This is a genomic window from Micromonospora thermarum (genome assembly GCF_012034245.1).
Taxonomy (GTDB): Bacteria; Actinomycetota; Actinomycetes; order Mycobacteriales; family Micromonosporaceae; genus Micromonospora; species Micromonospora thermarum.
The window spans coordinates 118,002-140,902 of record NZ_JAATEO010000013.1 but is presented as its reverse complement, the minus strand read 5'-3'; the positions used below and the strand labels follow the sequence as shown (position 1 = coordinate 140,902).

Annotated in this window: 19 protein-coding genes and 1 pseudogene; 8 read left to right on the top strand and 12 right to left on the bottom strand. The window is 73.4% G+C overall.

Annotated elements, in window-relative coordinates:
• Positions 1-17: 17 nt before the first annotated feature.
• The 3 genes from HCJ94_RS14350 to HCJ94_RS14340 are packed head-to-tail and all read right to left on the bottom strand — an operon-like array spanning position 18 to position 3,551.
• Positions 18-1,355, bottom strand: a complete 1,338-nt coding sequence (locus tag HCJ94_RS14350) for an FAD-dependent oxidoreductase (RefSeq protein WP_168001509.1) — start codon at positions 1,353-1,355, stop codon at positions 18-20.
• The gene (kynU, locus tag HCJ94_RS14345) at positions 1,352-2,629 is read right to left on the bottom strand and encodes a kynureninase (protein ID WP_168001508.1); all 1,278 of its coding nucleotides are present in this window, start codon (positions 2,627-2,629) and stop codon (positions 1,352-1,354) included. Before kynU ends, HCJ94_RS14350 begins: the two co-directional genes overlap by 4 nt.
• Before the next feature lie 19 nt (positions 2,630-2,648).
• The gene (locus HCJ94_RS14340) at positions 2,649-3,551 is read right to left on the bottom strand and encodes a tryptophan 2,3-dioxygenase (protein WP_168001507.1); all 903 of its coding nucleotides are present in this window, start codon (positions 3,549-3,551) and stop codon (positions 2,649-2,651) included.
• A gap of 168 nt (positions 3,552-3,719) precedes the next feature.
• Here HCJ94_RS14340 and HCJ94_RS14335 point away from each other — a divergent pair, with 168 nt between their 5' ends.
• The 3 genes from HCJ94_RS14335 to HCJ94_RS14325 all read left to right on the top strand — a co-directional run bounded on the left by HCJ94_RS14335 (position 3,720) and on the right by HCJ94_RS14325 (position 5,645).
• Positions 3,720-4,181 carry an Lrp/AsnC family transcriptional regulator gene (locus HCJ94_RS14335; protein ID WP_168001506.1) on the top strand — a complete coding sequence of 154 codons (462 nt, stop codon included), beginning with the start codon at positions 3,720-3,722 and terminating at the stop codon, positions 4,179-4,181.
• 117 nt (positions 4,182-4,298) lie between these two features.
• A complete protein-coding gene (locus tag HCJ94_RS14330) occupies positions 4,299-4,763 on the top strand; it encodes a hypothetical protein (RefSeq protein ID WP_205801280.1) in 465 nt (154 codons plus the stop codon).
• Between the two features lie 15 nt (positions 4,764-4,778).
• On the top strand, positions 4,779-5,645 hold the full coding sequence (locus HCJ94_RS14325) for a class F sortase (RefSeq protein ID WP_168001504.1): 867 nt from the start codon (positions 4,779-4,781) through the stop codon (positions 5,643-5,645).
• A gap of 11 nt (positions 5,646-5,656) precedes the next feature.
• On the opposite strand, the gene HCJ94_RS14320 is transcribed toward HCJ94_RS14325, so the two are convergent.
• Complete coding sequence (locus HCJ94_RS14320) at positions 5,657-6,190, bottom strand: HNH endonuclease (RefSeq protein ID WP_168001503.1); 534 nt, start codon at positions 6,188-6,190, stop codon at positions 5,657-5,659.
• 1,078 nt (positions 6,191-7,268) lie between these two features.
• The gene (locus tag HCJ94_RS14315; RefSeq protein WP_168001502.1) at positions 7,269-7,577 is read right to left on the bottom strand and encodes a zinc finger domain-containing protein; all 309 of its coding nucleotides are present in this window, start codon (positions 7,575-7,577) and stop codon (positions 7,269-7,271) included.
• Between the two features lie 445 nt (positions 7,578-8,022).
• Between HCJ94_RS14315 and HCJ94_RS14310 the strand changes: the two genes are divergently transcribed.
• The 3 genes and pseudogenes from HCJ94_RS14310 to HCJ94_RS14300 all read left to right on the top strand — a co-directional run bounded on the left by HCJ94_RS14310 (position 8,023) and on the right by HCJ94_RS14300 (position 11,231).
• Positions 8,023-9,072 carry a mechanosensitive ion channel family protein gene (locus tag HCJ94_RS14310; protein WP_168001501.1) on the top strand — a complete coding sequence of 350 codons (1,050 nt, stop codon included), beginning with the start codon at positions 8,023-8,025 and terminating at the stop codon, positions 9,070-9,072.
• Positions 9,073-9,290: 218 nt separating this feature from the next.
• On the top strand, positions 9,291-10,736 hold the full coding sequence (locus HCJ94_RS14305; protein ID WP_168001538.1) for an MFS transporter: 1,446 nt from the start codon (positions 9,291-9,293) through the stop codon (positions 10,734-10,736).
• Positions 10,737-10,753: 17 nt separating this feature from the next.
• Positions 10,754-11,231, top strand: a pseudogene (locus tag HCJ94_RS14300) (globin).
• A gap of 31 nt (positions 11,232-11,262) precedes the next feature.
• Here the strand turns inward: HCJ94_RS14300 and HCJ94_RS14295 are convergent.
• From HCJ94_RS14295 to ettA, 4 genes are all read right to left on the bottom strand, one after another.
• Positions 11,263-11,850, bottom strand: a complete 588-nt coding sequence (locus HCJ94_RS14295) for a type III secretion system chaperone family protein (RefSeq protein WP_168001499.1) — start codon at positions 11,848-11,850, stop codon at positions 11,263-11,265.
• A gap of 131 nt (positions 11,851-11,981) precedes the next feature.
• Positions 11,982-12,695, bottom strand: coding sequence for a DUF8185 domain-containing protein (locus HCJ94_RS14290; protein ID WP_168001498.1), 714 nt, complete (start codon positions 12,693-12,695; stop codon positions 11,982-11,984).
• Positions 12,692-13,138, bottom strand: coding sequence for an acyl-CoA thioesterase (locus tag HCJ94_RS14285; RefSeq protein ID WP_168001497.1), 447 nt, complete (start codon positions 13,136-13,138; stop codon positions 12,692-12,694). Before HCJ94_RS14285 ends, HCJ94_RS14290 begins: the two co-directional genes overlap by 4 nt.
• 2 nt (positions 13,139-13,140) lie before the next feature.
• Entirely contained in the window at positions 13,141-14,817 is a 1,677-nt protein-coding gene (ettA, locus tag HCJ94_RS14280) for an energy-dependent translational throttle protein EttA (protein WP_168001496.1), read from the bottom strand.
• A gap of 305 nt (positions 14,818-15,122) precedes the next feature.
• On the opposite strand from ettA, the gene HCJ94_RS14275 reads away from it, so the two are divergent.
• Together HCJ94_RS14275 and otsB are read left to right on the top strand one after the other, a co-directional pair.
• Positions 15,123-16,523, top strand: a complete 1,401-nt coding sequence (locus HCJ94_RS14275; protein WP_168001495.1) for an alpha,alpha-trehalose-phosphate synthase (UDP-forming) — start codon at positions 15,123-15,125, stop codon at positions 16,521-16,523.
• Positions 16,524-16,540: 17 nt separating this feature from the next.
• The gene (gene otsB, locus HCJ94_RS14270; protein WP_168001537.1) at positions 16,541-19,126 is read left to right on the top strand and encodes a trehalose-phosphatase; all 2,586 of its coding nucleotides are present in this window, start codon (positions 16,541-16,543) and stop codon (positions 19,124-19,126) included.
• A 74-nt stretch (positions 19,127-19,200) separates the two neighbouring features.
• Here otsB and cobA read toward each other — a convergent pair whose 3' ends face one another.
• The 3 genes from cobA to cobC all read right to left on the bottom strand — a co-directional run bounded on the left by cobA (position 19,201) and on the right by cobC (position 22,848).
• A complete protein-coding gene (cobA, locus tag HCJ94_RS14265) occupies positions 19,201-20,475 on the bottom strand; it encodes a uroporphyrinogen-III C-methyltransferase (protein ID WP_168001494.1) in 1,275 nt (424 codons plus the stop codon).
• 67 nt (positions 20,476-20,542) lie between these two features.
• Entirely contained in the window at positions 20,543-21,610 is a 1,068-nt protein-coding gene (gene cobT / locus HCJ94_RS14260; protein WP_168001493.1) for a nicotinate-nucleotide--dimethylbenzimidazole phosphoribosyltransferase, read from the bottom strand.
• Positions 21,610-22,848 carry an Rv2231c family histidinol phosphate aminotransferase CobC gene (cobC, locus tag HCJ94_RS14255; protein ID WP_240944216.1) on the bottom strand — a complete coding sequence of 413 codons (1,239 nt, stop codon included), beginning with the start codon at positions 22,846-22,848 and terminating at the stop codon, positions 21,610-21,612. The genes cobT and cobC overlap by 1 nt, the downstream gene beginning before the upstream one ends.
• Positions 22,849-22,901 lie beyond the last annotated feature (53 nt).

The following is a 22,901-nucleotide window of genomic DNA, read 5'->3' as shown; positions in this document are numbered from 1 at the left end:
TCGCGGGTCCCACCCGGTCATCGACGCCTCCCTCGGCGCAGCACTGACCCGACCGCCCCGGCCAGCAGCAGCGCCGCCCCCACGCCGGCGGCACCGAGCATCCGGTGCCGCCAACGGACCCGGCGGCGCACCTCCGCGTACGGGGTGGTCGAGAAGGACACCAGCTCGTACCGGGAAACGTACCGGCCGGGCAGGGCCCGCTCCAGTGCGTGTTCCACCCGGCGGCCGAACTGGAACAGCGGCGAGGCGACCTTGTCGCGCATCTCCACGAAGTTGGCCAGGGCCATCTGGGCGATCGCCTCCGCGTTGTCCTGCCGGCGCCGCTGGAACAGCGGCAGCGCGGCGGACCAGTCGTCGGCGCACTCGTCGAGGCAGCGGTCCAGCTCCACCACGTCCTCGAACGCGCAGTTCGCGCCCTGGCCGTAGAACGGCACGATGGCGTGCGCCGCGTCGCCGAGCAGGCCGACCCGCCCGGTCACCTGCCACGGGTCGCAGCGGACCGTGCCGAGCACCCCGACCGGGTTGTGCTGGTAGTCGTCGACCAGGTTCGGCGCGAGCGGCAGCAGGTCCGGGTAGTGCTGCGCGAAGTGCCGCTCGATGGCCGCCGGGCTGCCCAGCGACGCGAAGCTCGCCGTGCCGTGGGTGGGCCAGAAGAGCGTGCAGGTGAAGGAGCGGTCCGGGTTGGGCAGGGCGATCATCATCGACGTGCCCCGCGGCCAGATGTGCAGCGCCTCCGGGTCGAGCGCGAAGTCCCCGCCGAGCGGCGGGATGGTCAGTTCCTTGTAGCCGTAGTCGAGGAAGTCCACGCTCTCGCGCAGCAGCCCGTGCCCGAGGAGCTGACCGCGTACGGCGGAGCCGGCGCCGTCGGCGCCGAGCACGACCGGCGCGGTGGCCGTGACCTTCCCCTGCGGCGTCTCGAAGGTCATCTCACCGGTGGCCGGGTCGAGGCCGACCAGCCGGTGGTCGAAGGCGACCCGCACGCCGGGCAGCGCGGTGGCGGCGTCCAGCAGGGCGTTGTTCAGCGCGCCCCGGCTGATCGAGTTGATCGCCCGGTCGCCGGCCGCGCTGTACGACTGGAACTGCGGCTCCCCCGCCACCGGGTGGATCATCCGGCCGCGCATCGGCAGCGCGTCGGCCATCACCTGGGTGTCCAACCCGATACGGCGCAGCGCGTCCAGCCCGCGCTCGGACAGCGCCAGGTTGATCGACCGGCCCCGCTCGACCTTCCCGGTGCGCGGGTCCGGCCGGCGCTCGTAGAGGGCGACCCGGTAGCCGCGCCGCGCCAGGAAACAGGCGAGCAGACAGCCGGCGAGCCCGGCGCCGACGACGGCGATCTCGTCCCGTTCGAGGGTCATGAGGAGACCTCCACCGTCGCGGCCAGCGCCTCGGCCACCCGCCAGCAGTCGTGGTACGAGCAGTAGAGCGGCACCGGGGCGAACCGGACGATGTCCGGCTCCCGGGCGTCGGCGATCACCCCGTGCTCGTGCCGCAGCCGCTTGGCCAGCCCGGCGGCGCTGCCGGTGCCGATCCGCACCGAGAGCTGGGCGCCGCGCCGGGCCGGGTCGCGCGGGGTGACCACGGTCAGCGGCCGGCCGGGGGTCACCTCGTCCAGCAGCCGCTCCAGGTAGCCGGTCAGCCGCACGCTGCGCTCCCGCAGCGCCGGCATGCCGACCGCGTCGAAGAGTTCCAGCGAGGTGCGTACCGGGCCCATGGCGAAGATCGGCGGGTTGGACACCTGCCAGGCCTCCACGGTGGCCGGCGGCCGGGAGACCGGCGTCATCTCGAAACGGGTCGCCGCCTCGGTGCTCCACCAGCCCTCGAAGCGGGGCAGCGCCGGGTCGCCGAGGTGGCGCCCGTGCACGAACACGCCGGACAGCGCGCCCGGCCCGGAGTTCAGGTACTTGTACGAGCACCAGGCCGCGAAGTCCACGTCCCAGTCGTGCAGGTGCAGCGGCACGTTGCCGGCGGCGTGCGCCAGGTCCCACCCGACGACGGCGCCGGCCGCCCGGCCGGCCGCGGTGATCGCCGGGATGTCCATCAGTTCGCCGGTCAGGTAGTTGACGCCGCCGAGCAGCACGAGCGCGACGGTGTCGCCCTCGGTCGCGAGGAAGTCGAGCACGTCGGCGGTGCGCAGGGTGTCCTCGCCGGGACGCGGGCGCAGCCGCACGACCGTCGTGTCCGGGTCGAGGCCGTGGAAGCGGGCCTGGCTACGGACGGCGTAGCTGTCCGACGGGAAGGCGCTGTCCTCGATGACGACGCGGGTGCGGGTCCCGGCTGGCCGGTAGAAGCTGACCATCAGCAGGTGGAGGTTGACGGTGAGGGAGTTCATCACCACGACCTCCGCGGGCCGGGCGCCGACCAGTCGCGCGGCGGGCCCCGTCAACAGCTCGTGGTACGGCAGCCAGGGCCGCTCGGCCTCCAGGTGCCCCTCCACGCCCAGCCGCCGCCAGGCGTCCAGGTCGCCGAGGAGCTCGTCCCGGGTGGCCCGGGGCTGCAGGCCGAGCGAATTGCCGGCCAGGTACGCGGCCTCCGGGTAGCGGCCGCCGTCCGCGGGCGGGACGTGGAACAGGTGCCGGTGACCGGGGTCGTCGGCGTCGAGGCGGAGGGCCTCGTCTTCGGTGGTCGTCACGGGGTGTCTCGTCCTTCGGTCACATCGCGGTCCGGGCCGACCACAGCTCCGGGAAGACCACCCGGGCCATGCTGCGCTGAAGCCACGCCAGGCCGGCCGAACCGCCGCTGCCGACCTTGGCACCCATCGTGCGCTGGACGGCCTTGATGTGGTTCCACCGCCAGTCGCCGAACTGCTCGGCCACCTCGGTCAGCGCCTCGCCGAGCAGGCGGAGGTGGTTGTCCGGGCCGGCCTGCTCGTCGTAGATCCGCACCCAGGCCGCCTCGACGGCGGGGTGCGGCTGGTGCTCGCCGGTGACGTCCCGGTCGAGCAGCTCGGCGGGCAGGTCGTGGCCGTGCCGGGCGAGCAGGGCGACCACGTCGTCCCAGAGGCTCGGGGCCGCCAGGGCGGCGCGCAGCTCGGCGTACACCTCGGTCTGGCGGCGGAACGGCCGGATCAGCGCCTCGTCGCGGAGCCCGAGCAGGAACTCCAGGTGGCGGTACATCGCCGACTGGAAGCCGGAGCCCTCCCCGAGCAGGTTGCGGAACCGGTTGAAGTCGGCCGGGGTCATCCAGCGGAGCCCGTGCCAGGCCGCGTTCAGGCCCTCCAGGTGCAGCGCGGCGCGGCGCAGCGGCGCCAGGGCGTCCCAGATCCGGTCGGCCCGCAGGAGGCGCTGGGCCTCGCGCAGCTCGTGGCAGGTCAGCCCGAAGTACAACTCCATGATCTGGCTGACCATGAGAAACGACATCTCACCCGGGTCGTCGCTCAGCGGCGTCTGCAACCGGTGCAGCGTGCTGGCCTGCACGTACGCGTCGTACGGGACCCGCCCGGCGAACTCCAACGTCGGCTCGCCACCGTTGCTGGCGGCGCGCGCGGCCCGCTGGCGCGGGGTAGCCGGCCGCACCGCCGCCCGGGTGGCCGCCCGCAGGTCCGTCCGTTCCACCGGTCCGCTCCCTCCACTTGCCGCTCGACCGGCGACACTGCCGGATGACCGACATGATGCCGTGGCGGGAACGGCGAACGGAATGCCGGATCAACGGCTCTGCCGCTCTGTCGCCTGCTGATCACAAGGCGATGGCGCAGATTCGGTTGGAGAACGTAAGGTCGGCGCGTGGACGATATGGACTGGGCGCTGCTGCGCGAACTGCAGGCCGACGCCCGGCTGTCGTACAGCGAGCTGTCCCGGCGGGTGCACCTCTCGCCGCCGGCGGTGGCGGAGCGCGTACGCCGGTTGGAGGAGTCGGGCGTGATCACCGGCTACCACGCGCACGTGGACCTGAGCCGGGCCGGGCGGACGGTGGTGGCCCTGATCCGGATGTCCTGCTACGGCGCCCGCTGCATCCTGCACGACCCGGAGGTCGCCGACTGGCCGGAGATCCTGGAGATCCACCGGATCACCGGGGACGCGTGCAGCGTGCTGAAGGTCGCGGCCGGGTCGATCGGGGAGTTCGAGGCGGTCATCGACCGACTCGCCCCGTACGGCCAGCCGTCCAGCACGATGGTTCTCTCCACGCCGCTGGACTGGCACCCGGTCACCCCACTGCCCCCACCCACCCCGCCCGCCCGGCGCTGAGGGCACGCCCCGGGGTTTGCCCCCGGGCCAGCGGGAAAACAGGGCCGGTCACCCGGGGAGGGGTTCCGGTGGTCGTCACCGGAAGGGGGAATCATGCGGGGTCATCGCGTACTCGCCATGCTGGCCTTGGTGGCGGTGTTCGTCCTGGTCGGAGCCGCGCCCGTACGGGCCGGCGAGAACGCCTTCGTCGAGGTGACGCCGAACCCGGCGCAGGCGGGCACCCGGGTCAGCATCCGGGCCAGCTGCGACAACAACAACAACCGCCAGGCGACGGTGCAGTCGGACGCCTTCGGACGGGTCGTCCTCCGGCCGGACAACGGCTTCCTCACCGGGCAGGTCACCATCCCCGGCAGCAAGGAGCCGGGTGACTACCGGGTGGACCTGCGCTGCGACAACGGCAACACCGCGAACACGACGCTGACGGTGTTGAACATGCAGCAGCCGACGAAGGGTCCGGCCACCGGGGGCGGCGGCACCGCCGGCGGGCCCGGCTCGCTGCTGCTGATCGGCGGCATCGCCGCGGTGGCCCTCGCCGTCGGATTCGGCTTCTTCGGCAGCCGCCGTTCCGGGGCCGGCGCCTGACCTCCACCACCCGCCATGGCCGGAGCGCACAGGCGTACCCGATCAGGCCGGGCCCGGGCGACCACCCGGCGGGCCCGGGCAGGGGCCACCACCCGGCGGGCGCTGCGGGCCTCCGCCCGGCTGGCCGGCGCGACCGCGCGCCGGCTGCGGCGGGTCGCCGGGCAGACCGTCGCCGCCAGCGTCGCCACCACCGACCCGGCCGCCGGGCCGCTGCCCGCGCGCCCGCGGCACCGCTGGGCGACCGCCGGCCGGCGGCTGGTGCCCTCCCGGCACCCGGGAGTCCCGGTCCTGGTGATCGGGACGCTGATGGTATTGATCATCGCGATGCTCGGGGTGGAGCGGATCACCGGGATGAGCGTGCTGCCGGACCGGTTCACCGCCGGCCTGCGGCCGCCGCCGAAGAAGTTCCCGGTGCTGCCCGCGAGCCCGCCCGTCGCCATCGAGATCGAGGCGATCGACGTGGCCGCCCCGGTGCACACCGTCGGGCTCGCCCCGGACGGCACCATCGCCGCCCCGGACGCCCACCGCGCCCAGGAGGCCGGCTGGTACGACCAGGGCCCGACCCCCGGCCAGTACGGCCCGGCCGTCATCGTCGGGCACGTGGACACCACCACCGGGCCGGCGGTGTTCCACGGGCTGCGCACCCTCGACGCCGGCGACCAGGTGGAGGTGACCCGCTCCGACCGCACGGTGGCGGTGTTCGAGGTCAACTCGGTGGAGCGGTTCGACAAGGAGAGATTCCCGGCCGACCAGGTCTTCGGCGACTTCAGTCGCCCCAACCTGCGGTTGGTGACCTGCGGCGGCCGGTGGGTCGGCGGCCAGACCGGCTACGCGGACAACGTCGTGGTGTTCGCCTCGCTGGTGGACTCCCGGCCGCGGTGAGCCCGGCCCGCTCAGGCCGCCTCGGGCTCGCGCAGGTCCAGCCAGTCCGCCCAGCGGGGGTCGGGCGCCCGGTGGCCGAGCACGCGCCACGCGGTGCCCTTCGGGGCGGCCGGCAGGGCGTGCAGCCGCCAGCCCAGCTCGGCGGGGGTCTTGTCGCCCTTCGTGTGGTTGCACCGGGCGCAGGCCGCCACCACGTTCTCCCAGGCGTGCCGGCCGCCCCGGCTGCGGGGGAAGACGTGGTCGATGGTCTCCGCCGGGCCCCGGCAGTAAGCGCAGCGCCAGCCGTCGCGGGCGAAGATCGCCCGCCGGGAGAGGCCGACGTGCGTGCGGTACGGCACCCGGACGAAGCGGGTGAGCCGGACGACCGAGGGCACCGGGAGCGAGTTGCGGGCGCTGTGCAGGATCCCGTCGCCGTCGGCGACGCAGACGGCCTTGGCGGAGAGCACGAGGATGGCGGCACGACGGACGGACACGACGCACAGGGGCTCGTAGGTGGCGTTGAGGACGAGCGCGCCGGAGCCCACCGTGGGTCGTATGTCAGGCATCGCGCTCACCCTCCCGGTTCAGCGGCCCCTGCTCACCACCGCCGGTCGGAAACGGGCGCAGCGACCCACCGACCGACGCCGGCCCGGATCACCGACGTCCGTGCGCCAATCGTCCCTGATAAGACCCCGGATTGCACGTACGAATCTTCAAGCGGCCGAACGGATCACCCGCATTGGGGCAGATCCGAGCTCCGGCCTGGGTGAACTCTTCCGTCGCCTGACAGCGGTTGACGCCTCTAGTCGGTACAAGTTGTGCCCGGCATGTGCCCGATGATCTTGCTCCGGCTCCTACCGGCCTGCCGCTGCGATCCGGTGTCGACGGCTGCATCGGGCAGGCATCCGGCACAGCAACCGCTCGATGCGACGCAGCCATCGTGGCTTCCATGCCTCCGGCCCTCCTCCCGGTTCCTGACATTCCGACCGGCTGTAACGGAATCTGCTTTGGCGTCGCCTTCAATGGAGACCGGCGTTGCCGAGCCGGTCGGCGGCCGGGGTGGCGCACCTTCCCCCCAACAGGTCACCCCACCCACCCCGGCCACCTTTGCGGTTGTCAGGCTGTCGTCGGAACCGGGCGACAAGGGATGTAACGCCCGGCGACCGGCAACGCCTGTCAATGGTGGAAGGTCGAGTGCCCGGCCTTCATGACCGGGCGGGAGCCGCCGGCCGACCCCGCGCAGCCCCGCCCGGTCCCAGCCCCAAGCAGCGTGAGCCGTCGGAGGGCGTTCATGATGGCAGGGTCGACTACCCGCACTCCGCCGCAGGTGTGGCCGGATCGCCGCCAGGTCGTGGTAGCACCTCCGGCCTGGAACCAGCCAACTCAGCCTCTCCCGCAGCAAGGCCAGCGCCCCCGCGAGTGGTGGCCGTCCGTGGTGTTCGCTGGGACCGTCCTGCTGGTCGGGTTCGTCGCCACCTTGGTGACCGTGCCGGCCCAGTGACCCGGACCTTCCTGACCGGCGTCCAAGGGGAGCCGCGGAGACGGTTCACCGTCCTTCCGCCCCTGGTGGCCCTCACTTGGGCCGAACTTGGGTCAGTCGATCTTGGCCGTCCTCGACTTCGCAACTCTTAATGATCTTGTTGGCTACGGCTTGCCGATCTCCTCTCGCAGCCGGCGCGCACGCTCGGTCCGCTCTGGATGGAGATGATCCGGCAGCGGGTGGCCCACCACGTTGATACAACGCTGGCCAGGCATCGCGTCGCACATGGGGCACCGCACGAACTCCCCGGTGTCCGGGATCGGGATCCCGACAGCCATGGCCGCCTGACCCACCACCTGGATCGCCTGAAACAGGGTCTTGTTACCCGTGGTGGTTGCGACGTTGGCCACGCAGCGCATGCCGTCCCAGAACTGGGCGGCGGCCTGCTCCTGGCTCAGTCTCTGGTACTCCACGGGCGCTACTCCCCGCTCACGGGCCAGACAAACCTTGCGGCGGCTCCCGGCTCTTTGGCCCTAAGCCATCCCGGAGTGCCCGAGCGCCCCGCCGGAGGCACGCCCTGGTCGTAACTCTCAACACCGAAGCCCCGGAAACTGCCCATCATCAGGCGGTCCGGGGCTTCATTGTTGGTCGCGCCGCCGAGTGCTGGTGGAGATGAACGTGACGGAGCAGCGGTATCGCGTTGTGCCCGATGATCTTCGCGGGACGTTCTTGCACGTCACGACGGGTATACGGCTTTCCGGGACTTCACGTACTAATCCGGCGTCCCCCACCGAAGCTTTCCCCGCCCCTGCCACCGATGACCGGTTCGCCCTGATCACACGACCCGTCCCCGAGCCCCGGGTCACGCCCGGGCGGGTCGCCGGGCAGCGGTCCGGCCGCTTGCGGTACGAAGACAGGGTGGATGCCGCCATCGTGTCGACCGTCGCCGCGCCGACGCCCGCTCCCGACCAGTCGCCGAGCCCGGAGTGCCTCGACGAGCCGCTCTGCGAGGGCGCCTGGGACCTGACCGGGTCCGTCTGGTTCGCCGAGGGCAGCTACTGGATCCTGGTCAAGCCGCTGCGCATCATCCTGATCGTGCTGCTGGCCGTGGCGGCCCGGTGGCTCGTGCACCGGACGATCAAGCGGCTCGTCCGCACCACCACCGACGCGGGCGTGCCCACCATGCTGCGGCCGCTGCGGGAGCGGATCCCCACGGCGGCGGCCGAGCCGGGCGAGTTCGTCCCGGAGCGGCGGCGCCAACGGGCCGAGGCGATCGGGTCCGTGCTGCGCAGCCTCTCCACCGCGTTCATCTTCGGTATCGCGCTGCTGATGGTGCTCAAGGAGTTCAGCTTCGACCTGGCGCCGCTGCTCGCCAGCGCGGGCATCGCCGGCGTGGCGCTGGGCTTCGGCGCGCAGAGCCTGGTGAAGGACCTGATCGCCGGCCTGTTCATGCTGATCGAGGACCAGTACGGCGTGGGCGACACCGTCGACCTGGGCGAGGCCACCGGCGTGGTCGAGTCGGTGGGGCTGCGGGTGACGACGGTCCGGGACGGGCGGGGCGTGCTCTGGTACATCCGCAACGGCGAGATCATCCGGGTCGGCAACAAGAGCCAGGGCTGGGCGCTGGTCGTCGTCGACCTGCCGATCGGCTTCGCCAGCACCGAGGAGGCGACGGCGGTGCTGCGGACGGCGGCCGCCTCCGTCGCGCTGGACCCGGAGCTGGCACCGGAGATCGTCGAGGCGCCGGAGGTGCTGGGCGTCGAGCAGATGACGGTGGAGGGCGCGGTGATCCGTACGGTGGTGAAGACGACGGCGGACGGGCAGTTCGCGGTCGGTCGGGAGCTGCGTCGCCGGCTGGCCGAGGCCCTGGAGAATTCCGGGATCACCGCCAAGATCGCCGCCGCCCGGCTCTACCCGGGCCTGCCGGCACGGGCCCCCGGTGAGACCGGGGTCGGCGGCGCCACCTGACGGAAACGGCAGGGTTCCCGCCGGCCGGCCCCTCGGGTATCGTCCGTTCGTTCAGTCGGCGATGCGACGATCAACCCGTCCGGCCTAGCCAGTTGTCGGACTTTCGGGCAGAATCCGGTGCACACGCTCCCCCTCGGAGCGTGGTCACGTCCTCGCTGATCGGCAGATCTGACGACGGTTCCCAGGCCGGACCATCACGAGTGGCCGCCAGCGGAACGATGGAGGCGACGGTGTCCGACGAGCGACCTTCTCCGGAAGGGCCGGCCACCTTCCGCGAGGTGTTCGCGCAACGCGAGTACCGGGCCGTCTTCACGGCGAGCACGCTGGGCTGGATCGGCGACTACATCGCGAAGGCCGCCGTCACCCTGCTGATCTACCGGGAGACCGAGTCGGTGGCGCTCTCCGCCGCCGCGTTCGCCGTCAGCTACCTGCCCTGGCTCGTCGGCGGCCCGTTGCTCGCGACGCTCGCCGAGCGGTACCCGTACCGGCGGGTCATGGTCACCTGCGACCTCGTCCGGATGGCGCTGCTGCTGGTCATCGCGATCCCCGGGATGCCGAGCCCGGCGATCCTGGCCCTGCTCTTCCTCGCCACCCTGGCCAACCCGCCGAGCCAGGCCGCGCGGTCGGCGCTCATGCCGCTCATCCTGAGCGGTGACCGCCTCGTGGTCGGCCTGTCCGTGAACGCCAGCGTCGGCCAGGCCGCGCAGGTCGTCGGCTACCTGGCCGGCGCCGCCATCGCCGCGGCGAACCCGGCCGCCGCCCTGCTGGTCAACGCGGCGACCTTCGGCGCGTCGGCCGTCCTCCTCCGCCTCGGCGTGGCCGACCACCCGCCCGCCATGACCGCCGCCCACCGCAGCCACCTGTTCCGGGAGACCGGTGAGGGCTTCCGCATCGTCTTCGGCACCCCGGTGCTGCGCGCCATCGCGATCCTGGTGTTCAGCGCGATGCTGTTCTCGATCGTCCCGGAGGGCCTCGCGGCGGCGTGGGCGGGACGACACGCCGACGACATGGGACGGGGCGCTGCCCAGGCGGTCATCATGGCCGCCAACCCGGTCGGGTTCATCCTCGGCGGCCTGATCGTCGGCCGCGCGATCGCACCGGCCCGGCGGCTGGCGCTGATGCGGCCCCTGGCCGTCCTGGCCCCCCTGACGCTGGTCCCCGCCCTGTTCGACCCGCCACCGCTGGTGGTGGCGTTGCTGGCCGCCGCGTGCGGGTTCGCCGTCGCCGGCATGCTGCCGATGGCCAACGGCCTGTTCGTGCGGGCCCTGCCGGACGGCTTCCGCGCGCGGGCCTTCGGCGTCATGGCGACCGGCATCCAGGTGATCCAGGGCCTGGCGGTCCTGGTGACCGGCCTGCTCGCCGACCGGTTCTCCATCCCGCTCGTGGTCGGGGTGTGGAGCGCGGCGGGCGTCCTGCTGATGACCCTCGCCGCGCTGAGCTGGCCGAGCCCGGCCACCGTCGACGCGGCGGTCACCGCCGCCCAGCAGGGTGGCCGGCCGGCGACCGAGCCGGACGGCACGACGCGCGCGCCGCGACCCGATCCGCACCCGTCCCGCTCGTCCGGAGGGCCGGGCCGGTCCCCGACGGGCGGTCGCGGTCCCGGCGAGCAGCCGGACGGCGGCCGGTCGGGCGAGTCGGGGCGCCACTGGCACGTGGTGACCTGACCGGCCCCGCGACGGCGGTGATCCGGCCCACAGCGGGCGGCGCCGGACCGGCACCGGGGCACCTGGCAGGATGGAACGGTGAATCCCACAGCTGAGCCCGGTGCGCCGACGACCTTCTTCGAGGCGGTCGGCGGGGAGCCGACATTCCGCAGGCTGGTGGACGAGTTCTACGCGGGCGTCGCCACCGACCCCCTGCTGCGCCCGATGTACCCGGAGGACCTGGGGCCGGCGGCGGACCGGATGACCCTGTTCCTGATGCAGTACTGGGGCGGCCCGAACACGTACTCCGCCCAGCGGGGGCACCCGCGCCTGCGGATGCGGCACGCGCCGTTCCGGATCGGGGCCGCCGAGCGCGACGCGTGGCTGAAGCACATGCGGCACGCCGTGGACCGGCTGGACCTGCCGCCCCATCTCGCCGCCGCGCTCTGGGAGTACCTGGAGCGGGCCGCGTACTTCATGGTGAACGTGATGGAGGACCCGGCCGAGCCGGCGTGACCCGAACGGGTGGGGTGGCGACGACCGCCCCTCAGAGCAGGGCGCCCTCGTCGTGCAGCCAGTCGACGAAGCTGGTGGCCACCGCCGCCCCGCAGTCGAGCATCTCGACCAGCAGCGCGTCGTGCGCCCCGGCGCTGAACGGCACCTGGAGCTCCGCGTAGATCGGGAGCTGGCCGCGCTCGGTCGGGTCGCCGATGTACGCCTTGCAGAAGCGGCGGGTGTGGTTCCACTCGTTGACCACGCGGTAGGCCCGGTCCTCCCAGTCCGGCGGGACCGTCGCGTGTGGACGTGCCCGCATCACCAGGATCTCGTCCTCCGGGCCCTCAAGGGTGACCAGGACGGCGTGCCGCTCCCACATCGCCAGCAGGTTCCCGTCGCCGTCGGCCAGGTAGCGCACGTCGAGCAGGTCGAGCGCGTCGCAGACCCGGCTGAGCGTCACCGGTGCGACGGTCGCCGGCATGTCGGCGATCGGGGGACGGTCGGCACCTGGGCAGTTGTCGCCCGGCTGACGGGGGGTCGGAGGCCCGACCCGGACGGTGCCCTCCACTGTGATCCCGCTACGACTGTCCGGGTCACCGCCGCCGTTGGCGGGACCGGGGCGCCATGACCACCACGGCATCGCTCGCGCACCTCACTCCCCAGCGGATCCGGACGCCTACGGTGCGTTGGATCCGAGGATGGACGGTACCCGGACAGCCGGGAGGAAGCATCCCCCCAACGACAGCCCCAGGACAGAAGGATGATCTGGGATCATCCGAACGGGTGATTGGCGACCGCCCGGACGGCAAGATCCGTCGCCGTCTGCGACCATGCGGCTCCGTACGGGCCGACCAGGCCGACCCACCGGCCGGTGGCGCGCACCTGCACCCCGCCGGCCGTCTCGTCGGCGCCCAGGAAGCCCATGCGCACCACGCCCTGGACCAACCGCTGGGAGACCTCGACCGGCTCGCCGGGCGGGTCGTCCGGGGTGACGACCACCGGCACGTGGTCGAGGAGGGCGTCGCGCAGGGCGCGCTGCCCGACCGCGCGTCCGCCCACCCCGTGCGCCGAGGCGTCCCGCAGGGCGTCCGCAGCCGCCGCCGCCACCCGGCGCACCTCGGCGGACGGCAGGGTCTCCACCCGCCGGCTCGCCGCGGGCGGCAACGGCCAGCGCCAGTCGGCGTCCCGCCCGCCGGGCAGCGCCGCGCCGCCGGCGGTCAGCTCCGCCAGCAGCTCTCCGGCCGCCACGGTGACGTCGCCCGGGCCGGTTCCGGCGACCGTGCGGACGACCAGCACTCCCCACGGCAGGCGTCCCCAGAGGGTGGTGCGGTCCCCGGTGCCGGCCGGCCGCAGCCGGACCAGCGCCGCCCGGTCCAGCCGGACCAGCCGGGCCAGGAACGCGCCCGCGTCGGCGACGCCGGCCAGCCCGTGACCCGCGACCGCCGCCCCGGCGGCCTCCCGGCCGGCGGCGTCCCGACCGGTCACGCCGGGCCGCCCTCTGGGGCGTACGTGAGGAGGAACTCGCGCTCCTCCGGCGACAGCCGCCGGGGCAGTTGCAGGGCGAGGTCGAACGGCACCAGCACCGACCGGGCGCGGCTGACGAGACGGTCGCCGTCGTACATCTCGTAGGCGACGGTGAAGGCCGCGGCACGGATCTCCGCCACCCACATCTCGATCCGCACCGTCGGCGCCGCCTCCGCGGTGGCCCGGCCGAGGGCGTAGTCGACCGGCCGCAGGTAGTCGACCTCGTGCCGGCGGATCACCACTCCGTCGGCGAACGAGCCCACTCCCCACGCCCGGCCGCCGGCGAACATCAACGCCACCCGCGCCTCCTCGTACAGCGTGAGGAAGCGCGAGTTGTTGACGTGGCCGTACGCGTCCAGGTCGGACCACCGGAGGGTGCAGTGGTAGACGAAACGGTCCGCCATGCTCAGTCGCGGGTCAGCTTGCGGTAGGTCACCCGGTGGGGCCGGGCGGCCTCCGCGCCCAGGCGGTCGATCTTGTTCTTCTCGTACGCCTCGAAGTTGCCCTCGAACCAGAACCACTTCGCCGGGTTCTGGTCGTCGCCCTCCCAGGCCAGGATGTGCGTCGCGACCCGGTCGAGGAACATCCGGTCGTGGGAGATGACCACGGCGCAGCCGGGGAACTCCAGCAGCGCGTTCTCCAGGCTGGAGAGGGTCTCCACGTCCAGGTCGTTGGTCGGCTCGTCGAGCAGGATCACGTTGCCGCCGATCTTCAGCGTCAGCGCCAGGTTGAGCCGGTTGCGCTCGCCGCCGGAGAGCACCTTGGTCGGCTTCTGCTGGTCCGGCCCCTTGAAGCCGAACGCGGCGATGTACGCCCGCGACGGCATCTCGACCTTGCCCACCATCAGGTGGTCCAGGCCGTCGGAGACGACCTCCCAGACCGTCTTGTCGCCCGCGAGGCCCTGCCGGCTCTGGTCGACGTACGACAGGGAGACCGTGTCGCCGACGCGGACCGAGCCGGTGGTCGGCTCCTCGAGCCCGACGATGGTCTTGAACAGCGTGGTCTTGCCGACGCCGTTCGGGCCGATCACGCCGACGATGCCGTTGCGCGGCAGCGAGAAGCTGAGGTCGTCGATCAGCACCCGGTCGCCGAAGCCCTTCGTCAGGTTCTTCGCCTCGATGACCGTGCTGCCCAGCCGCGGGCCCGGCGGGATCTGGATCTCCTCGAAGTCCAGCTTCCGGGTCTTCTCCGCCTCGGCGGCCATCTCGTCGTACCGGTCGAGGCGGGCCTTGGACTTGGTCTGGCGGGCCTTGGCGTTGGAGCGGACCCAGTCCAGCTCCTCGGAGAGGCGCTTCTTCAGCTTGGCGTCACGGCGGCCCTCGACGGCCAGCCGGGCCGCCTTCTTCTCCAGGTAGGTGGAGTAGTTGCCCTCGTACGGGTAGGCGCGGCCCCGGTCCAGCTCCAGGATCCAGTTGGCGACGTTGTCGAGGAAGTACCGGTCGTGGGTGATCGCGATCACGGTGCCGGCGTACTTGGCCAGGTGCTGCTCCAGCCACTGCACGCTCTCCGCGTCCAGGTGGTTGGTGGGCTCGTCGAGCAGCAGCAGGTCGGGCGTCTCCAGCAGCAGCTTGCAGAGCGCGACCCGGCGGCGCTCACCACCGGAGAGCTGCGTCACGTCGGCGTCCGGCGGCGGGCAGCGCAGCGCGTCCATGGCCAGCTCGAGCTTGGAGTCGATGTCCCACGCGTCGGCGTGGTCCAGCTCCTCCTGGAGCTTGCCCATCTCCTCCATCAGCTCGTCGGAGTAGTCCGTCGCCATCTGCTCGGCGATCTTGTTGAACCGCTCCAGCTTGGCCTTGGTCTCGGCGACCGCCTCCTCGATGTTGCCGAGGACGGTCTTGGCGTCGTTGAGCGGGGGCTCCTGCGCCAGCATGCCGACCGTGTAGCCGGGCATCAGCCGGGCCTCGCCGTTGCTCGGCTGGTCCCACCCTGCCATGATCTTGAGCAGGCTGGACTTACCGGCGCCGTTCGGGCCGACCACACCGATCTTGGCACCCGGCAGGAAGTTCAGCGTCACGTTGTCGAGCACGACCTTGTCGCCGTGCGCCTTGCGCGCCTTGTCCAGGACGTAGATGAACTGGGCCACGGTGCGGGCTACCTCCGTCGGGTTGCGGTCGCGAGCTTGTGGCGGGCGCGGGCCGCGACTTCCGCCCGCCGCCGCCGGCCGGGAGCCGGCCGCACGCACGCCGTCGTCAATCCTGACAGGTACGCCGCGCTCCGCCCACATCACCCCGCCCTCTTCCAGGTACGGGGACCGCTGTCGGCAAGATCACGCCCGCGATTCGGCGGACGTGGGACGGGTAGGTAACTCCGACACGGGGCGCCAGACGCCGCAGCTACGCTCAGTACGCTCATCGCGGTGGACCTGTCAGCACCCGGAGGTGGCCGAACGTGACCGTCCGTAGCTCCTTTGTCGTAGTGGCCAACCGCCTGCCCGTCGATGAGGTGAGCACACCCGAGGGGCGGCAGTGGCGACGCAGTCCGGGCGGACTGGTCACCGCCCTGCACCCGGTCCTCGCCGAGCACAAGGGCACCTGGGTCGGCTGGGCCGGCGGCACCGGCGCCGCGCCCGAGCCGTTCGACCTGGAGGGGATCCGGCTGCACCCGGTGCCGCTCAGCGCCGACGAACTGGAGCGCTACTACGAGGGGCAGTCCAACGCCACGATCTGGCCGCTCTACCACGACGCGGTCGAGACGCCGGTCTACGAGCGACGCTGGCGGGAGGCGTACCGCCTGGTCAACGCCCGGTTCGCGGAGGCCGCGGCGGACGTCGCGGCCGAGGGCGCGACGGTGTGGGTGCAGGACTACCAGCTCCAGCTCGTGCCGGCGATGCTCCGTGAGCTGCGGCCCGACCTGCGCATCGGCTTCTTCCTGCACATCCCGTTTCCGCCGATCGAGCTGTTCATGCAGATGCCGTTCCGCACCGAGATCCTGCGCGGGCTGCTCGGCGCGGACCTGGTGGGCTTCCAGCAGCGGCTGGCGGCGCAGAACTTCGTCCGGCTGGCCCGGCACCTGCTCGGCCTCCGCTACGAGGGGCAGATGATCCAGGTGGACGGCCGCCAGGTGAAGGCGGGCGCCTTCCCCATCTCGATCGACACCAAGGAGATGGAGCGGCTGGCCACCGACCCAGCCATCCAGGCGCGGGCCAAGGAGATCCGCGAGGAGCTGGGCAACCCGAAGACGATCATCCTGGGCGTCGACCGGCTCGACTACACCAAGGGCATCGAGTTGCGGCTCAAGGCGTTCCGCGAGCTGCTGGCTGACGGAAAGTTGACAGTGCCGGACGCGGTTATGGTGCAGGTGGCGACGCCGAGCCGGGAGCGGGTGGAGCACTACCAGGCACTTCGCGTCAAGGTCGAGCGCGAGGTTGGTCGGATTAATGGCGAATTCGGCAGGGTCGGCGTCCCGGCGGTGCATTATCTGCATCAGTCGTACAGTCGCACCGAGCTGGCCGCGATGTACGCCGCCGCCGACGTGATGATGGTGACCCCGCTGCGAGACGGAATGAATCTGGTGGCCAAGGAGTACGTCGCATCGCGCGCCGACCAGGGCGGCGCGCTCGTGCTCAGTGAGTTCGCCGGCGCCGCCACCGAGCTGCGTCAGGCGTTCCTGTGCAACCCGCACGACCCCGACGCGGTCAAGGACGCCCTGCTACGGGCCGTGCACGTGGAGAAGCCGGAGGCCCGTCGCCGTATGCGGACAATGCAACGCCATCTGCGCACCCACGACGTGGGGCACTGGGCGAAGTCGTTCCTCACCGAGCTCGGTGTGCCGGAGGCGGACGCCTCGTGAACGCTGCCACCACCGACATCGTCACGTCCGCCGCCGGCAGCCTGGACCCGGAGCTGCGCACCGCCATCGGCCGGATCGCCCGCGTCCCGCAGCTGCTCATCGCCTGCGACTACGACGGCACGCTCGCACCGATCGTCGAGGACCCGAGCAAGGCCGTACCGCTGCCGGAGTCGGTGGCCGCGGTGCGCGCGCTCGCCGCGCTGCCGCAGACCACCGTGGCGGTGGTCTCCGGCCGGGCGTTGCGCGACCTGGCCGCGCTGTCCCGGCTGCCCAGCGAGGTCCACCTCGTCGGCAGCCACGGCTCGGAGTTCGACATCGGCTTCGTCGAGCGGCTCTCCCCCGAGCTGATCGCCGTCCGCACCCGGCTGCGCGACACGCTCCGGGAGATCGCCGCCGCCCATCCCGGGATCCGGCTGGAGCGCAAGCCGGCAAGCGTGGCCGTGCACACCCGCGGGGTCGACCCGCAGGTCGCCGCCGCCGCGATCGAGGCGGTCCGCGGTGGCCCCGCGACCTGGGACGGCGTCACCGTCACCCAGGGCAAGGAGGTCATCGAGCTGTCGGTGGTGGCCACCCACAAGGGCACGGCCGTCGACCAGCTCCGCACCCAGCTCTCCGCGAGCGCGGTGCTGTTCATCGGCGACGACGTCACCGACGAGAACGCCTTCGGCAACCTGCACGGTCCGGACGTCGGCATCAAGATCGGGCCGGGCGACACCAAGGCGCAGTACCGGGTGGCCGAGCCGATCGAGGCGGCCCGGGCCCTCGGGCTGCTGCTGGAGACCCGGCGGCACTGGCTGTTCGGCGAGCGGGCGGTGCCCATCGAGCGGCACTCGATGCTGGCCAACGGCCGTACGGTCGCGCTGCTCACCCCCGAGGCCAAGATCACCTGGCTCTGCAACCCCAAGCCCGACTCGGCGGCGATCTTCGCCGACCTGGTCGGCGGCAGCCCGGCCGGATACTTCAGCGTCGCGCCGGAGCGCGGCGGCATCCCGCTCGGCCAGCGGTACCGGTCGGGCACGATGACCGTCGAGACCCGCTGGTCCGGCCTGACCGTGACCGACTGGCTCGACATCCCGGACACCGAGACCACGCCGGAGGGCCCGGCGATCGTCAGCGCCGACTCGACCCTGGTCCGGGTGCTCACCGGCCGCGGCCGGGTCCGCCTGGAGTTCGCCCCCCGGCCCGAGTTCGGGCAGGTGGCCGTCCAGTTGCAACCGCTCGGCGACGGCCTGCTCGTGCTCGGCTCCAACGAGCCGGTCGCGCTCTACTCCCCCGGAGTCGAGTGGCAGGTCCGCGGTGACGGCGTGTACGAGACGGCCAAGGCCGTCGTCGACCTCTCCGCCGCCGGCGGACAGATCGTGCTGGAGATGCGCTTCGGCACCCACAGCCTGGAACACCACCGGTTGCCGATCCACGAGCGGCAGGCCGCGGCGGAACAGCCCTGGAAGGACTGGGTGGCCTCGCTGCGGCTACCGAACACCGCCCGGGACCTGGTCGCCCGCAGCGCGCTCACCCTGCGCGGGCTCTGCCACGAGCCGTCCGGCTCGATCCTGGCCGCCGCGACCACCTCGCTGCCGGAGGAGCTGGGCGGTGTCCGCAACTGGGACTACCGCTACTGCTGGCTGCGCGACGCGGCGATGACCGCCCGCGCCCTGGTCGACCTCGGCTCGACCGAGGAGGCGGAGGCGCTGCTGCGCTGGATCGACGGCGTCGTGGAACGCACCGGCGGGCATCCGGAGCGGCTGCACCCGCTCTACACGGTCGACGGCTACGAGCTGGGCGCCGAGGCGGTCATCGACACGCTGCCCGGGTACGCCGGCTCCCGGCCGGTCCGGGTCGGCAACCTGGCCAACCACCAGCTCCAGCTCGACGTCTTCGGTCCGATCGCCGACCTGATCGCCGCCGTGGCCGACGCGCGCGGCTCGGTCCGCGACGACGAGTGGCGGGTCCTGGAGAACATGGTCGAGGCGGTCCGCCGCCGCTGGCACGAGCCGGACCACGGCATCTGGGAGGCCCGCCTCCCACCCCGGCACCACATCTTCTCCAAGGTCATGTGCTGGATGACCGTCGACCGGGCACTGCACGTCGTGCGCCAGCACGGCGGGGAGGACCGGCCGGAGTGGGTCGAGCTGCGGGACCGGATCGGCGCCAACGTGCTGGAGTACGGCTGGCACGAGCACGCCGAGGCGTACAGCGTCGCGTACGGGCACGAGGACAGCGACGCGTCCTCGCTCTGGATCGGGATCTCCGGGCTGCTCCCCGGCGACGACCCGCGCTTCCTGTCGACGGTGCTGAAGATCGAGGCGGATCTGCGCAGCGGCCCGGTCGTCTACCGCTACCACTGGGACGACGGCCTGCCCGGCCGCGAGGGCGGCTTCCACATCTGCACGGCGTGGCTGATCGAGGCGTACCTGCGCACCGGCCGCCGCACGGACGCGGAGGAGCTGTTCGCCCTGATGATCGACACCGCCGGGCCGACCGGGCTGCTGCCCGAGCAGTACGACCCCCTCGCCGAGCGCGGGCTGGGCAACCACCCGCAGGCCTACAGCCACCTCGGCCTGATCCGCTGCGCCCTGCTGCTGGACAACATGCTCAAGCAGTGACCTGACCGACGACGACGGCGGCCGGACACGTTCCGGCCGCCGTCGCGCGTTCGACCGGGCTGAGTATCGGGCGCTCAGCCGGCCGCGGCGAGAACGGACACCACGTCACCGACGACGACCACCGCGGGCGGGCGCAGGTCCGCGGCGACCACGTCGGCGGCGACCGTGCCGAGCGTCGAACGGAGCACCCGCTGCGCGCCGGTCGTGCCCTCCTGCACCACGGCCGCCGGGGTCTCCGCCGGGCGGCCGTGCGCGACCAGCGTCGCGGCGATCACGGGCAGGTTCTTCAACCCCATCAGGATCACCAGCGTGCCGCGGAGCCCGGCCAGGTGCTCCCACCGCACCAGGGAGGCGGGCGAGTCGGGTGCGACGTGCCCGGACACCACGGTGAACTCGTGCGCCACCGCCCGGTGGGTCACCGGCACGCCGGCCGCCGCCGGCACGGCGACCGCACTGGTCACCCCGGGCACCACGGTCACCGGCACGCCCGCCTCGGCGCAGGCCAGCAGCTCCTCCCCGCCGCGGCCGAAGACGTACGGGTCGCCGCCCTTGAGGCGTACCACGACCTTCCCGCCGAGCGCCCGGTCGACCAGGATGCGGTTGATCTCCTCCTGCGCCCGGGACGGGCCGTAGGGGATCTTGGAGGCGTCCACCAGCTCGACGTCGGGCCGCAGCTCGTCCAGGAGCAGCCCGGGGACCAGCCGGTCGGCGACGACCACGTCCGCCTCGGTGAGCAGCCGCCACCCCTTGAGGGTGATCAGCTCCGGGTCGCCGGGGCCGGCGCCCACCAGCGCCACGCGACCGGGCGCGCCGGTCGGGGACGGGGGCGCGGAGGCCGGCGGCGCGGCCGGGGACGGGCCCTCCCCCGCCACCGCGGGCGTACGGGAGATCTCCGTCCGCGCGCCCAGCAGGTCGCGGATGGCGTCGCGCACGGTCATCGCGCGGCGCGGGTCGCCGCCGCCGAGGACCGCCACCGTCACCGGGCCGTGCCGGGTGACGGCGGGAGTCCAGGCCGTCGCCGCGGCCCGGTCGTCGGCCCGGACGCAGAAGATCCGCCGCTCGGCGGCCGCCGCGCTGACCGACGCCGCGGCGATGGGGTCGTCCACCGCCACCTGGACCAGCCAGGCACCGTCCAGGTCGTCCGGCGCGAAGCGGCGCCGCGCCCAGTGCAGCCGGGCGGCGTCGACGTGCGCGCGCAGCGCCGGGGTCAGCTCCGGCGCGACCAGGAACACGTCCGCGCCCGCGTCGAGCAGCGCCGGCACCCGGCGGGTGGCCACCGCTCCCCCACCCACCACGACCACGCGCCGGCCGGCGAGGCGCAGGCCGAGCGGGTACGGGTTCGGGCTCACGCCGCCGCCCCGCCCCGCTCCCCGGCGACGTACGACGCCGCGCGGCTGAGCTTCCTGGTCCGCCCGCTCACTTCTCGGCCACCCCCGCCGAGTCGAACGTCGCCACCTCGTGTAGCACCCGTACCGCGCCGGTGACCACGGGCAGCGCCAGCAGCGCGCCGGTGCCCTCGCCGAGGCGCAGCCCGAGGTCGATCAGCGGGGTCAGCCCCAGCCGGTGCAGCGCCACGGTGGCGCCCGGTTCGGCCGAGCGGTGCCCGGCGACCATCGCGCCGGTGGCGTGCGGGGCGAAGGCCGCGGCGGCCAGCGCGGCGGAGACCGCGATGACCCCGTCCAGCAGCACCGGGACGCGCCGGGCCGCGGCGCCCAGGATCAGCCCGGCCAGTGCCGCGTGCTCCAGCCCGCCCACCGTGGCCAGCACGCCCAACGGGTCCGCCGGGTCGGGGGCGTGCCGGCGCAGCGCGGCCCGCACCACCTCGATCTTGCGCCGGTACGTGGGATCGTCGACCCCCGTCCCGCGACCGGTCGCCTCGGCGGGGTCGACCCCGCCGAACGCCGCGACCAGGGCGGCGGCCGGCGTCGTGTTGCCGATCCCCATGTCACCGGTGAGCAGGATGCCCGCCCCGGCGTCGATCAGGTCGCCGGCGACCCGGATGCCGGTCTCGACGGCGGCCCGCGCCTCGGCGCGGGTCAGGGCGGCCTCGACCGTCATGTCCCGGGTACCGCGCCGGATGTTGGCCTCGACCAGCCGGGGACCGGTGTCCGCTGCCGGGGCGGTCACGGGCGGCGTGGCGACACCCACGTCCACCACGGTGACCGAGGCGCCGGCCTGCCGGGCGAACGCGTTGACCACCGCGCCGCCGGCCAGGAAGTTGCCGATCATCTGCGCGGTGACCTCCTGCGGCCACGGCGTGACGCCCTGGGCGTGCACGCCGTGGTCCCCGGCGAAGATCGCCACCGCCGCCGGCTCGGGCAGCGGCGGCGGGCAGGTACCGGCCAGGCCAGCGAGGCGTACCGAGAGCTCCTCCAGGGCACCGAGCGAACCGGCCGGCTTGGTGAGCCGGCCCTGCAGGTCCCGGGCGGCCGCCATCGCCGGCTCGTCGAGCGGTCCGATCGCCGCGATCGTCGTCTCCAGCATCACGCCTCCAGGATCTCCGCCAGTACCTCGATGAACGCGTCGGTCGTCGCCGGGTCGCGGACGGCGATCCGCAGCCAGTCCGGGCCGAGCCCGGGAAAAGTGTCACCCCGGCGCACCGCCCAGCCACGCTCCCGCAGGGCGAGCCGCACCGCGGCGGCACCGGGGGTGTGGATCAGGACGAAGGCGCTGGCCGGCCGGCCCGCGACGCGTACGCCGGGAAGGGCCGTCAGGCGCGCGACCAGATGGTCGCGGTCGGCCGCGAGCCGGGCGGCGATCGCGCGCTCGGCCTCGACCGCCTCGGGCGCGGCGCAGGCCGCGGCGGCGGCGAGGGCCGGGGTGGACACCGCCCACAGCGGCTGCACGGCGGCGAGCCGGTCCAGCAGGGCGGCGTCGCCCAGCAGGTAGCCGATCCGCAGCCCGGCCAGCCCCCAGGTCTTGGTGAGGCTCCGGACCACCAGCAGGCCGGGCAGGTCACGGCGGGCCGCGAGCGACTCCGGCTCGCCGGGGACGCCCGGGGCGGCGGTGGTGTCCGCGAACGCCTCGTCGACGACGAGGACCCGGCCCGGACGGGCGAGCGCGGCCAGGTCGGCGGCGGGGTGCAGCACCGAGGTCGGGTTGGTCGGGTTGCCGATCATGACCAGGTCGGCGTCGGCCGGGATACGCGCGGGGTCGAGCCGGAACCCCTCGGCCGGGTCGAGCAGCACCCGCTCGACCCGGTGCCCGGCCGCGTTCAGGGCGGCCTCGGGCTCGGTGAACTGCGGGTGCACGACCACCGGGCGGCGGACCCCGCGCAGCGCCTGGGCGATCAGCACGAAGCCCTCGGCGGCGCCGGCGGTCAGCAGCACCTCGGCCGGGGGCCGGCCGTGCCGGGCCGCGACGGCCTCCCGCGCCGGCCCGGCGTCCGGGTACGCGGCGAGGTCGCCCAGCGCGGCGGTGATCGGATCGGCCAGCCAGTCGGGCATCGGGGCGCGGCGCACGTTGACGGCCAGGTCGACCAGGCCCGGAGTGGCCTCGACGTCGCCGTGGTGCCCGAGGTCGGGCTCGTCCACGGCGGCGGCCCGGCCGGTGGGTTCCGTCGCACCGCTCGCGGCGGCGGCCCCGTCCCGCGGCCCGGTGGACGCACCGCTCGCAGCCCCGCCCCGCGGCCCGGTGGACCCGCGCCGGGGGCCGGGGAAGGTGAGCACCACGCCGGGGGGCGCCTCGCTCGCCCCGGGGTCTCCCGACTGCCTCTCACGCATGACCGCGATCCTGCCGGGAAGGTGGCGCACGGGACAGCGTCACACGGCGTGGG